General features: G+C 37.6%; 16 protein-coding genes and 1 riboswitch. Of the genes, 3 read left to right on the top strand and 13 right to left on the bottom strand.

The features are described from left to right. Position 1: 1 nt before the first annotated feature. The 7 genes from A361_RS07890 to A361_RS07860 all read right to left on the bottom strand — a co-directional run bounded on the left by A361_RS07890 (position 2) and on the right by A361_RS07860 (position 5,556). Positions 2–1,015: a phage minor head protein gene (locus tag A361_RS07890; RefSeq protein ID WP_019381539.1), complete on the bottom strand. Its 1,014-nt coding sequence runs from the start codon at positions 1,013–1,015 to the stop codon at positions 2–4. After that, positions 1,012–2,388: a phage portal protein gene (locus A361_RS07885; protein ID WP_019381538.1), complete on the bottom strand. Its 1,377-nt coding sequence runs from the start codon at positions 2,386–2,388 to the stop codon at positions 1,012–1,014. Before A361_RS07885 ends, A361_RS07890 begins: the two co-directional genes overlap by 4 nt. A gap of 9 nt (positions 2,389–2,397) precedes the next feature. Beyond that, positions 2,398–3,600 carry a PBSX family phage terminase large subunit gene (locus tag A361_RS07880; RefSeq protein WP_019381537.1) on the bottom strand — a complete coding sequence of 401 codons (1,203 nt, stop codon included), beginning with the start codon at positions 3,598–3,600 and terminating at the stop codon, positions 2,398–2,400. Further along, positions 3,600–4,412 (bottom strand): terminase small subunit, encoded by an 813-nt coding sequence (locus A361_RS07875; protein WP_019381536.1) that lies wholly within the window; start codon positions 4,410–4,412, stop codon positions 3,600–3,602. Before A361_RS07875 ends, A361_RS07880 begins: the two co-directional genes overlap by 1 nt. A gap of 49 nt (positions 4,413–4,461) precedes the next feature. Next, on the bottom strand, positions 4,462–4,692 hold the full coding sequence (locus tag A361_RS07870) for a hypothetical protein (protein ID WP_019381535.1): 231 nt from the start codon (positions 4,690–4,692) through the stop codon (positions 4,462–4,464). Between the two features lie 73 nt (positions 4,693–4,765). Next, positions 4,766–4,957 carry a hypothetical protein gene (locus tag A361_RS07865; protein ID WP_019381534.1) on the bottom strand — a complete coding sequence of 64 codons (192 nt, stop codon included), beginning with the start codon at positions 4,955–4,957 and terminating at the stop codon, positions 4,766–4,768. 131 nt (positions 4,958–5,088) lie between these two features. Beyond that, positions 5,089–5,556, bottom strand: a complete 468-nt coding sequence (locus tag A361_RS07860; protein ID WP_019381533.1) for a LuxR C-terminal-related transcriptional regulator — start codon at positions 5,554–5,556, stop codon at positions 5,089–5,091. Between the two features lie 163 nt (positions 5,557–5,719). On the opposite strand from A361_RS07860, the gene A361_RS30430 reads away from it, so the two are divergent. Further along, positions 5,720–5,893, top strand: coding sequence for a hypothetical protein (locus A361_RS30430; RefSeq protein WP_019381532.1), 174 nt, complete (start codon positions 5,720–5,722; stop codon positions 5,891–5,893). A 7-nt stretch (positions 5,894–5,900) separates the two neighbouring features. Here the strand turns inward: A361_RS30430 and A361_RS07855 are convergent, their stop codons facing one another. Beyond that, positions 5,901–6,083, bottom strand: a complete 183-nt coding sequence (locus A361_RS07855) for a DUF3954 domain-containing protein (protein ID WP_019381531.1) — start codon at positions 6,081–6,083, stop codon at positions 5,901–5,903. Between the two features lie 172 nt (positions 6,084–6,255). On the opposite strand from A361_RS07855, the gene A361_RS31215 reads away from it, so the two are divergent. Further along, a complete protein-coding gene (locus A361_RS31215) occupies positions 6,256–6,414 on the top strand; it encodes an aspartyl-phosphate phosphatase Spo0E family protein (protein WP_019381530.1) in 159 nt (52 codons plus the stop codon). A gap of 123 nt (positions 6,415–6,537) precedes the next feature. Here A361_RS31215 and A361_RS07850 read toward each other — a convergent pair whose 3' ends face one another. The 3 genes from A361_RS07850 to A361_RS07840 all read right to left on the bottom strand — a co-directional run bounded on the left by A361_RS07850 (position 6,538) and on the right by A361_RS07840 (position 9,516). Next, a complete protein-coding gene (locus A361_RS07850; protein WP_019381529.1) occupies positions 6,538–7,221 on the bottom strand; it encodes a DUF421 domain-containing protein in 684 nt (227 codons plus the stop codon). 23 nt (positions 7,222–7,244) lie between these two features. Continuing rightward, positions 7,245–7,823 (bottom strand): CBO0543 family protein, encoded by a 579-nt coding sequence (locus A361_RS07845; protein ID WP_019381528.1) that lies wholly within the window; start codon positions 7,821–7,823, stop codon positions 7,245–7,247. Between the two features lie 205 nt (positions 7,824–8,028). After that, a complete protein-coding gene (locus A361_RS07840) occupies positions 8,029–9,516 on the bottom strand; it encodes a phospholipase D-like domain-containing protein (protein WP_019381527.1) in 1,488 nt (495 codons plus the stop codon). Between the two features lie 241 nt (positions 9,517–9,757). Between A361_RS07840 and A361_RS31210 the strand changes: the two genes are divergently transcribed. Beyond that, positions 9,758–9,889, top strand: coding sequence for a hypothetical protein (locus A361_RS31210; RefSeq protein ID WP_019381526.1), 132 nt, complete (start codon positions 9,758–9,760; stop codon positions 9,887–9,889). A 24-nt stretch (positions 9,890–9,913) separates the two neighbouring features. Here A361_RS31210 and A361_RS07835 read toward each other — a convergent pair whose 3' ends face one another. Beyond that, a complete protein-coding gene (locus A361_RS07835) occupies positions 9,914–10,207 on the bottom strand; it encodes a hypothetical protein (RefSeq protein WP_236888006.1) in 294 nt (97 codons plus the stop codon). 69 nt (positions 10,208–10,276) lie between these two features. Then, a riboswitch (cyclic di-GMP riboswitch) is annotated at positions 10,277–10,364 on the top strand. Positions 10,365–11,087: 723 nt separating this feature from the next. Then, positions 11,088–12,113 carry an HTH domain-containing protein gene (locus A361_RS07825; protein ID WP_019381522.1) on the bottom strand — a complete coding sequence of 342 codons (1,026 nt, stop codon included), beginning with the start codon at positions 12,111–12,113 and terminating at the stop codon, positions 11,088–11,090. Positions 12,114–12,203 lie beyond the last annotated feature (90 nt).

Below are 12,203 nucleotides of genomic sequence, written 5' to 3'. Positions count from 1 at the left end.
CCTATGAAGTAAATTTCTTCTTCCAGTCTTCATAAGTCACATAAGGCACAGTGGTTGATGGAGGTTTTAAAGCCTTCTGAGCTTTTTTCAAGGCTTGGATATATGTTAACCCTTCATCAGTCATTATCTCGTCAATGCACCCTGCCAGTTTCTTCTGATAATCTGCATCCATGTAATCCCTGCCCCGCCGATATTCAGGAAACTTCCCATTTACAAGATGAATCGTTGTACATCTACAGTTGATATCCATGTTTGCCCTGCCCCAGAGGTGAGGCCCCTTAGCTTTCAAGCCCTTGTAATGGAAATATCCGTTTTTATCAGCTTTCTGACCATCCAGTTCGCGATGAGAAGTTCTAACTCTAAGATCCAGACTCGATGCCCAAACCTTGTCCATTTTGGCATACTTGGCAGCTTGCTCTGAAACAGCTTCATCACTAAGACTTCTTACCCTTCCAGTCTCCGTCCGGGCAACTGCGCGCGCCTTTTTTTGAGAGAATCCAACTGCATTTTCAATTCTTTTCGCCATAGTGGAATAGCCTTCACCAGCTAACAAGGATTGGCTGATTTCAATATTAATCTTTCTAACTATTTCATTGCGATGTTCCTGAAGAACAGCTGGCAGCGTTAATTTATCAATCGGATTTTTTATTGCTTCCTGGATAACTGACATACTCGGAAGGGTGAAGCCCATATCTACAGAAAGTCCTAACTGAAATAAATACGCATGACGCAAGTAATTCTCTGTGTACTGTATTTCAAGGGATCCATTAATTAATTTAATGATTTCCTTATAATCATTTGTAAAAGCCTTTCCTATAAGCTCCATTTCCTTCTGGAAACGATTGTATTTATTCAGCTCTGTATAAGAGAGCTCACCGTTTTTTTCATATTTCCGGTACATCTCACTGATCTGAAACAGTATGGACTTTAAACGGAGACCAAAAACTCTCTCGATGGCACTTTCTGTTTTTGACAGCAGCTTATCAAGGAATTCAAGGATTTCTAACTGATTCATTCGCCTCCACCTGAATCATCATCCGGATTATCTTCCAATGGCTCAAGTTCGTTCCAATAAAGCACTGCATCCTTTTTCATTTCTTCCATTTCCCATTCCACATCATCCACAAAGGAGAGTAAGCCCAATCTCGTTTTCTCACTTACCAATCCTTTCAGCTGGATATTGGACTGCGCCTCATCCAGAATATTCGCTGGAAGGTTCCGTTTAAATCCAAAATACACTTTAATGTAATCTTCTTTGCTGAAACCTTTCCTCTTTGCCCAGGCACTGAACAGCACTTTAAACTGATAGCGCAAAGAAGAGGCAAATTTTCGCTCCATGGTAATACACTTATTTTCAAGAGCCATAAGCTTATATTTCATGGCTATGCCGGTAATGTTTCCGCCGAAAGATTCATCAGAGAAGTTAACCGACTTAGCAAAACGCAGAATATTTTCTTCCAGCCTATCCAGGTGATGTTCTATTAGAGCATCATTAATATCTTTGGTGAGATAGCGAACATCATCTTCTTTTCCAAACAGCTCAAAGACACCATTTTTCTTAAGGTTGGCTAAAAACTCTTCGTCTGCCCCCATCCCTTTCAAAATCAGATAAGCCAATCGATATTGCTCAATCTCATTGCTGGCGTCAGAAAGAGTCCTGTCGTACGCATCAATTAGAGAGAGAACCTTCTCCGCATCCCCTTTTAACTCCTTATTATTTGCCACACCAAAGAGTGGATCGTATTCGAACATATGAGGTTTCTTGTCGTATAAGTCGTATTGCCCGCCTTGATTTGATTTATAGAAGTAAATATTCGTATCATCATAGAATTCTGCAAAAACATCCTCATCACGGTAATAATATCGCAAGGAATAATCTGGCTCGTGGATGTCATCACCGAGAAAAACTACTTCCCATGGATCAATGTTTGTTATACGCTCATATCCATCTGTATCGATGTACACCAGCCGAGCAGCATATCCACAAATAGCTGCCATTTTCCCATATTCCGAATCATTGTCTTCAGCATTATTCCTTAATAAAAAGTCAGCAAGCTCCTTCTTAAGCAAATCATTCTGTCGGTCAGCTTCATAACTAATAGGATGACCAAACATATATCCTATTTTGGTGTCCACAATATCTGCATCAAAAGCATTATTTAATCGATTATTCACCTTATCATCCAAACGCCGAATGTTACCGCCTGTTTCAAAATCCTCATATTCAGCAGCAGTTCGGGAAAAGATTTTTGGTCCATCCGGATCTGCTTTATATCGTTGATAAAGATTGATCATCCGGTCCCTATCTTTTTTATGCGCATCGATGATTTCCAGCACCGTTTTGGCATCGATTCCGTTTTTGTCGATGTATTCCTTGAATTTGATCATTTGTCTCACCTACCCTGTTTTCCGTCGTTGCGGTTTCAAATGTGTATAAATGGCATAACGCAGTGCATCCAGTACATCATCCCATTCCTTTACCGGCTCTCCTGTTTTCGGGTTCCAAACATACATAAATATCTCTTTCCTAAATCGGTCCACTTTGTCCTTAACAACTTTCAGTTTATTAAGTTTGAAAAGACGACTAATTTCCTCTATTCCTGATATAACAGCTTTATCAGCATTAATTGCCCTAATACGTTCTCTCCTGAAACGGATAATATGTTCTGGACGAGCTGTATCACAATAAAAATTAATGTTGCCATAACGGCTTTTAATTTCCTTCGCAATTTTCACCCAGTAATCTATTTCCTCGTGCTGTTTAGCATGTTCCTCCAAGAGGTATATATCGCCTTGGTCATCTTCTCCCAGAACGACAATTGAACCAGGATGTTCATATCCCCAGTCAACTCCTGCCCAATAGCGAACCAACCTTAACTCTGCTACCTCTTCAGAAGTGACATAGTGAATTTTTTGATTGAAGTCCTTATAAATAACTCCCTCGGCAGCTACCCACATCCCGTATATATCTCGATCAGTAAACATTCCTGTAGGAGTGGCAGCAATAATACTCTCCACATACTCTTCATCCAGATAAACATTGTCAAACAGAGTAAAGTGAAATGCTTTAATGTTCAGCTTTCCGTTTTTCAACTTCTGACCATCTTTATCGATGTAATCCGTTTTAACAAAGTGCGCAGGGTTTTCTGGGTTAGTATCAATCAGAACGCGTGCGCCCGGGTATGAACAACGAGAAATGACTTCCTTAACGAACATGTCATGCAAGGCTGTTCCTTCGTTCAGCAGAGCTCCTGCAGCTGTAAAACCCCTTGCTTTCTTCCAGGCATCAGCATTGGTTCCATCAAAGCAATAAACCTTGTTGCCGAAAATACTTATAGCATTGGTTTTATCGAGCTTAAGTTCCTTCCCCAAAATCTCTTCCATATCGTTCAGGATATTTCTTCGAATGGATGCCTGAGTGGAACCGCCAATAATAAAAGATAATCCCTGACCTTCATATTTAGCGATGTGCATTAAAAAAAGCAGGATGAAAACAAAGGTTTTCCCTGCACGTTTTGCGCCACTGGCGAGGAGTATTTTAGGTTGTTCCTTAATGAAACAATCCCATACTTCTTTTTGTTTAGGTGTCAGTTCGGCCATTAAGTACCACCCGCCATTCTGCGCAACATTGCAGCGACTTCACTTTCTTGGGTTCCTGAACCGTCATCACCTTTTATTTTTTCAATTTCAACTTTAAGCTTTTCATTCTGCAGCTTCTTGCGATCATTCTCAGACAGAAGGTCAGTGTATTTCGATAAGAACTCTAGGGCCTTCATCTTATCCGCAAGCTTTACAGAGACTCCCTCTTTGCCTTTTTTTACTTCAGTAATCAGGGTGCCATCTACTTCATCAGCATTCTTAAGATGAACGTAACTATATGAATAAGTGACCTCATCACCGTTTTCATCAATCATCGGTTCTAGGTTGTGATCAAGTTCTTGCCTTTTCTCTTGCCCGAATTCAACAAAGTCTGTAATGTCAGCAAAGGCAATATCGATGTACTTCTGGAGAACTGCTTGAGCATCTAACAAGACCCCATTAAACCTTTCTTGTTTCAGCCGCTCAATTTCCCTTCTCACTCCATCTTTCCCCATCAACCTATAAGCAATTGATTCAGCAGTATTACGGTCAACTCCATAAGCTTTTTGATATGCCTTAGTAGCATTAAAATACTTGATGTAGTAAAGGCAGAACATTTTTTGCTTATCGTTTAAATCATCAGATTCAATCACTGGTTCCAGGGTTGCAACCTTTTGCTTTTGGGTTGCATCCTTTTTCGTTGGATCCCTTGACCACCCTTCACGGCTTTTTCTGCTTTTTAAGGTTCCGATTTTGATATCGTGTTTTTCGGCAAGGGCCTTTAATGTGATCTTAGAGGTCTCAAATTCCTTTCTTATTTCATCCCAATTCATTACATGGCACCTACCTCCTTTTAATTTTTTGCAAAAGAAAAAGCACCCATTACTGAGCGCTTTGAATACCTGGTATATAACCATTAACGAAAGAGTAATACATTACTGCTAAAAGAACAGCTGTTGAAAGATAATGAGCTAGTTGTCCTGGAACCCTTATAAATCTTAAGACAATAAAGGCAACTACATACGCTAGTGCGCACATAGCCAGCAGCAACACCAACTGTACTGCTATTTTATCTAATGTTTCTTTCACTGGGTTAAAATCTACTATCTCCATATCACACCTCCACAATATGTATCGGAAAGGTATGGGGATTATCCATATAAAAAAGCACCCCGAAGGATGCTCACTACATATCATTTTCGTCGTAAATTCGGAAAGATAGAACCTTATCCATATTATAGTAAATTTCTGTATCTTCATCTTTAACCCATTTATTTGACTGTAAATAGTGAGGGGGATCCGTCATAACATTACACTTTACTTTAATAAAGATTTTACTTTCTTTATCATAATTAAACTGTACACTAAAAGTTTTCATAGTAATCACCCCCTGTCAGAACTAAATTCGACAAAGAGAGATATTTCCCTGCAAACATTCACCGTGGGTGAACCATCGAACAAAAATAGAGGAAGCAGCTTGCTAACCGCCTCCCCGTCCTGCCTTCAAGTTTAACAAGCAGATTTATGTTTTTGCAATTTCGTATCATTTGTACCGTTTGTAACATTTGGAACATAGCCACTCATTTTCTTAACAATTGAATCTTTAAAACGCGCAATGTGGGTATGAGACAACCCCATGTGCATAGCAATCCAACGATAACTTTTCCCCTCAAGCAGCCAATGAAGAACCTCGATCTCCCTATCATCCGTAATAAGATGCATCCGATCCTGAATAACAGAAATCTTTTCTTCGAACTTATGAATAACTGAAAATCGCTTCTCCCTGCGTACACACTCTCTATAAACAGGGTCGCTTGTGGTACCTTGAACTTTTGGCATCCCAGCTGCATCTCCATATTGAGCAGTGAGCCCTTCTCCTGCACCTTTCATTGAGTCCCTGAGTATCTTAATTGAGTTTATCATCCAATGATAGTCCTTAAGAATGGATTCAATTTGTTTGCTGGCAGCTTCTTTCATTAAAAACACTCCTTTGGATAAAATAAAAATGGACACCAAACAACGCTTAATACGCCATTCAGTGCCCCTGGTTGTTCCAGTAGACTTATTTTGTCTTTTTATGAATTTTTTATTGAGCAATTAAAAATAATAAATCTAATAAATACAAAGGAGATGAACAGCTATGACATACCACAAAATGATTCGAAGTGTCCTTGGTGTTGATGTACGCCCCCGTTCCAGCAATGAACTAGATAATACTTTCACACACGATCCCTTTGCAAACCCAATAATACATAAACAAATAAACGGTACTGAAATTGTGCCAATTAATCTTAGAAAGTTATGGGGTAAATAAATTGTACCTATAACTTGATCGAATAATTCAATTCATAATGAGAAGGCTTCCCTGATTGCCAGGAAATCACTTGTTTACCATACCCTTTTGGCGGGGTATCGGCTAATACTAGATGGCCGTCTTTTACGATATACACTGCATTTTTCATTAAATCGATTTCAGCTGTCATTTTTTCTATATTGGTTTTCACCAGGAACCCCTCCCATGTGTTAAAATTATATTAGGTCGGCCGGGAGAAATCCTGGCTTTTTCTTATTACTAATTTTTGTCGTTTTTTGACAAGTTTTGTCGAAATCATTTAATGTTTTTCCTTTATCTGTAATAATGGTTCCTGGACTTTTATTATTTAAAGGAGCAAAATAATGTGTCGTTTCTGCCGAGAGCTTAGAAAAAAGATTAAATTTTATAGAAAAGTGCTTTTGGAAACCGGATTAAGAAAAGGGTTAGATGACCCTGAAACTATAAGAAACAGTCAATCTCTTGATAAATTAATTTTCAAGTATCAATCAAAATGCAGATAACATTTTAAATTTCAAATAAGAGTCGAGATACAAATTCTCTGTTTCATTTTTTATAAAAACACTAATTAATATTTAAAATCCAAATGGCCATTCACAAACATATGCTAATATCCTAATAGAATTTTAAAATGGACTAATATGAATTCCTTCATTCTCTCGCCAATCTGCGTAGAGTATACGTTTAACATTATCATAGCCATTGGTAGTTAATTGATTATCTAACCACTGTTGATCAAATCCGAGTTCATGTAAATTATCCCTTAATACTTCCCCATCTATAATTAACGCTGTTGGGAGGTATACTGAACTTTCTAGAAGACTGAGATCTTGCTTGTCTGGTTTTTGATACTTCGATTGTAATAATATACTTATTTGCCCATTAGCTTCCAATATACCGTATTTGACTTCGCGAACAGAAAAAACCTGATTTTGTCGAAGTATACTTAATACTTGATTTACATCCAATTTGTTCTTTTTAAGTAACTTTCTATCCATTACACCATCCCGAATAATGATGTTAGGATCGCCCAATAAGAGAGAACGTGTCGATTTATTTTTTAGAGTCAAGAACTCTATCCCCAACATGAGAAGCGTCCACAATCCGATGGCATATAAAAAGTGAAAAATCCCTACCTTATTTTCATAAATGGTATTTCCTAAAAAATCTCCAAGTACTAACACAAAAACTAAGTGAAACGGGGTTAACTGATAGATGGATGTTCTGCCTGTTATGATAATGATAAAAAATAAAGTTGCAAAACCAACGATGACTTTGATCGTCAGTAAACCAATATTAACTTCTTCCAAAGTTTTTTCCTCCAATTTAAATTTTACTTAGTTGTAAGATCTTGAGGTTTAGATAAAGAGGCTAGTTTTAGTATTAAAGCTCGAGTTACAATTCCAACAATGATGTAATATATGAATGAATATCTGTATCTCCACTCTAAATAATTAACAAGTTTGACCCACTCGCAAAAGGGTTCACCTATATAGGCATATGTTAGTGCCATAATGATCTGGGCTAAAATAAAAGATTTCCATGTTCTAAAATATTGATATAACAACATGTAAGCTACAGGTACCATTGAAAAATCAAAAGGAAAGGCCCGAGGAATAAAAGGTAGGAATGCAATGGGGTAATCCCAAAAACTATATTGTGCACCAACTACATCTAATAAGGTTGTTGTCAAGATAATTATGGTACCAAATAACAAAATTTCTAAAATATTGTCTCGTTTAACAAGTTTAGCCCATATAACCCAAGGCACAACTAAAAAAACGACTAGTATCCACCATTCCCAAGTTAAAAACTCATTTTTTAGCCAACCATTTAATTCTAAATGATACAGCTTATCTTCTAATAAACGTATTTCATTAAGATTTTCAAATATATTATCTATTGATATCACCCCTATATTTAAATTAAAAGGTAACAGATATTTTTGAATTCAAACTCTTTGAACTGCCTTTTTAGTATTAACGTTTTTTAGTAATGAATTCCATCGTAAATAAGAAAAAAACCCATGTTGAAAGTTCTTCTAACACGGGTTTTCGACTTTTTTCAAATGATAAATCTAGATTTAAGATAGAACAATAAAAACAGAATACATCAACTTATAATAATGGAGAAAGCAGGCGGGCACTCTGTTCAACAATGCGCTCGGTCAGGGGGCGTTCCAGCAAGTCTTCAATATTTAATGGAATAGAGTCCATTAGATCACGTTCGAACTGATCTGTGAGTTCCCTCGCCACATCAGTACTGTACAAGACTTGACATACCTCATAATTCAGGCGAAAACTTCTCATATCATAGTTTGCTGAGCCTACGGCAGCAATCTCCTCATCTATAGTCAACACCTTGGTATGAATCATTCCTTTGTCGTACTGGTAGATTTGTACACCAGCTTCTATAAGTTCCCCATAATAAGTACGGCTTGCAAATTCCACGATTTTTTGATTATTATGGCGAGGAACCAGCAACCTTACGCGCACACCACGAGCTACTGCTGTCTTTAATGCCATGATAATATCTGTTTCCGGTACAAAATAGGGTGTTGTTATATCAATAGTCTTAGTAGCCTGTGTTATACATATAAAGTAAGTTTGACGTATAACCGGGGTAGGAATTCCAGGATTTCCTTCCAACGTATGGATATACGCTTTTTGCAATGTCCTTGTTTTTGGCGATATGTCTATCTCATTATAATCTAGGGTGCTCAACTCTGATCCCAATTCGGCTGACCATCTGACATGATCTTCTCTGCCGATTGGATTGATTACATCAGACTTTGTTTTCAGGTTAGTTTTTGATTTTATTTTTTCCGGCACTGCCATATTCCAATGAACCTCAAAAACAGTCTGTAAATCGACCAATGCATCTCCTATGATTTGCAAATGAGTATCCCGCCAAAAGCCAACGTCTGGCTTCAATCCTGTATATTCATATCCTACGTTCATGCAACCAGTAAAAGCTTTCTTTCCGTCGATTGTTACAATTCTACAATGATCACGATAATTCCAATAGGACAATATCCAAGGAAATCGTAAGGGAAATATTGTACGGCATTCTATCCCTGCTTCGACCATCTGTCGGGTTTTTTCACGCGAAAATTTATAACTCCCCAAACCATCTCTCATAAAACGAACCCGCACTCCGTTTACTGCTTTTTCGATTAGTAGTTCCGTGATGCGACTACCAATTTGGTCATTCCTAAATATGAAATATTCCAGATCAATCGTTTTTTGGGCTTTTTGGAGGGATTCAATGAGTTGTTCATATTTTGCTATTCCATTGTCAAATACTTGGACTTGGCCCGTTCGTATCCCATTCACAGTGAAGTGCCGTAAAGCATCGGCGATTAACGATGCTGAATCACCAAATGTATCAGGTAATTTATTAGATACACTTTTAGAAGAGGTCAATCTTTTCCGATGAATAAACTTAGGATTTGATATGCTAAGATAAAGCAAGAAACCAATGATAGGAAAAAGAAGGACTATTATTATCCAATTCAATGCCTTGGCAGGCCTACGTACTTCCCAAATTGCTATGATTAAGATAAAAAACGTATTTATCAGGTATAGATAAAAAATCCATTCCAACTAAAAGTCCTCCCTTGTTTTTCTCTTAACATCTACAAAAAGTGTTGAGATTATACTTTTAGATTAGGAATGAAATGTTGTTTAGATATATGGCTTACGCCTCTTATGCAGTTCTTTTTTCGCCATAATTTCATATTTTTCATCCAACTGGGAACTTTAAACTTAAACGAGCTGGACCAACCTTCCAACGAACGAATAAAAGTGCTCCAGGTCCATGCTCGCATACAGTTGAGGTGAAAATATGTTTAACTGGATTGATCAAAATACTTTAAAAAATGTATATTTCGTAACGCTTGGAGTTCCAAGTATATTGTCAGCTTTTTGGCTCTTAGTAGTTGCTTGGACTTTTAGAGCTGAGAAAAAAGGTAAATGAAACTAACTCCTTATTTGGTTAAATTCAACACCCGCTACAAAGCCACTGATTTATTTTTGTTTTAAAGATATCTAATCCACCAAATAAACCCTCTTCATCAATATGAAGCGCGTATCCGGAGAAGTCAGGTCCCTGATAAAAGTAAACGTCCTTGTATTTCTCATGCTTCCGAATAAGCAGCCGTTCATTTCCTCTGAAAAATTCCAACTCCTCACCCTGTTTTAGTCCAAAGATCTGATCCTCAAGGGCGAAGGAAAATAAATCTAATTGCTTCATTCCCTCACCGCCTAGTACCCCTAATAATGCTATTTTTCCCATTCGTAAACATCATTACATTTTCGTTACAAAAACCGACAAAATATGACATTATACCTAAATTATGCTAGTATTTCCTCTGGGCAAATTTTACGAAAGTAAAAGACGCAAAGCCACGGGCCTAAAACAGTTTATTTGTCATGGTAGCCGGGTTGCACAAGTATATTACCTATACATTACCTTTCTAGTTTGCCTGTATTTTAGCTAAGAAGGGTTGGAAGTCATGATTTTCCCAACAGTTTACTGTAAAGAGACGGGTATAAGACATGTAGTTAAAGACCGAAACACATGTATATGTGGTTTTAAATATCATGTGTTTTCTACTTTTACAAAAAGTGATTTTAAGAAGATTCAATTTAAGAAAGTAGATAATGTCTCCTGCCCTAAGTGTAAAGCCATTATAACTGCTCATCACTCTAAAAATACTACATACCGATTTTATTAACTTCAGACGGCATTGTGTTTTTCTGAATAACATTTAACGCAGGGACCTTCAACGAAGAAATAATTTGGCTTTCCACAAACCTTGCAGGTTTTTGAGTAAGTATTCCAGCGTTTATTGCAGTCCCTGCATTCAAGTAATAAGAGATTATTTCGATGTCCTATCACTGTCCCCTTGGCCAGACATTTTGGACAGCGAGTAACTAATTTAACATTTGTGATAGTCATTTTTCATATCTCCCTTCAAAACCAGTTATTTTGTGTAGCCTCTGTATTAATCTCCCGAAAAGATGCCAGTAAAAGCTCATATTTAAGTTCCTCGTAATCACAATCGTGGATTCTCTTTCCTGACTGAGCCTTAGAAATATTCAGTTCTGACAATCTCTTGATGAGGATATTCCTTTTCTGTTGCATAACGGATTCATAAAGGATCCCCATGTTTTCAACTCCCTGATCTTAATATTTTTAGCTTTTCATTTAGTTCTGCCTTTTTACGGGCCAGCTCATCTTGATTGTTAGGCACTTCCCGCTCTTGCATTTTCCTCAGCATTTCATCAAGTTCTGCTTGATCTGCAGCAATTTGGTCAGGTGATTTTTCCTTTATCGGTTGTTTAGGTTGCTCATTTTCATAAAACCAATCTGGCAGCATTTCCGTACGTATTGGCTTGGATCGCATACCCTTAGGTTTATAAGAATTATTGCTTTTAAAAGGCTTAACGTTTTTAGCTGCTACTTTTGCCTGTTCTCTTGCTACTAAGGCATCATAATGATCCATGATGTATTTTTCGCAGTAACCAAAGGCTTTGATGGCTCCATTTGGCTGACGTTCTTTGTATTCAGCAAAACACTGTTCAAGCAATTTGATTGTTTGTGGCAACGGCATACCACGGGCGACAATCCGGGCGATTGCTTCATAATCTTTTGTTGTTGGGTAAACAGAACGTCCTTCTTGTATCGTTCGTAACTCTATGAATCTTTCAGCAATAATATCTACAGGGTCATTTTCTTTAGTAATAGTAGTATTATTTATCTTTGTAATATCTTTATTAGAGTGGACACTTTTGTCCACATGACTGGACATTTCTGTCCACTCTGGACTAGACGTTTTTGTCCGGTCTCTTTCAGACTGGACATTTTTGTCCACTCTCTCTTTGCTGTATTTTTTGGAGTTTTTCACAGTTATAATATATCCATAAGGTGCTCTAGTGATCTTTATGTAACCATGTGTTTCCAGGTCATCCAGCCACCTTTGAACAGTTCTTTCGCTAACTCCAAAAGGTTCTGCCAACTCTGAGCGTTTCAATGGCTTATTTCCTAACACGATGCCCCAGGTTACTCCATCTCGTTCAATTTCTTTTGTAGTGGAGCTGACGCACCAGAGAAAAAGCCACAATGCTGATCCAATTTTTTTGTAATGTTTCGGCTCTAATAATCCTGAATAAGTTGGAAATGGATAACTTTCGGGCACCGTATCACCTAATTTCTAATGCATATTGCCATTCTGTTTTTAACGCCTTTTATCGTATAATCCGGATACCTCCGCATGTACTCTAAAACA

Origin of the sequence: Cytobacillus oceanisediminis 2691, assembly GCF_000294775.2 — a bacterium.
In the GTDB taxonomy this organism is placed as follows: Bacteria; Bacillota; Bacilli; order Bacillales; family Cytobacillaceae; genus Cytobacillus; species Cytobacillus pseudoceanisediminis.
The sequence above is the reverse complement of the archived record's forward strand: the minus strand, read 5'-3'. Positions and strand labels throughout refer to the sequence as shown.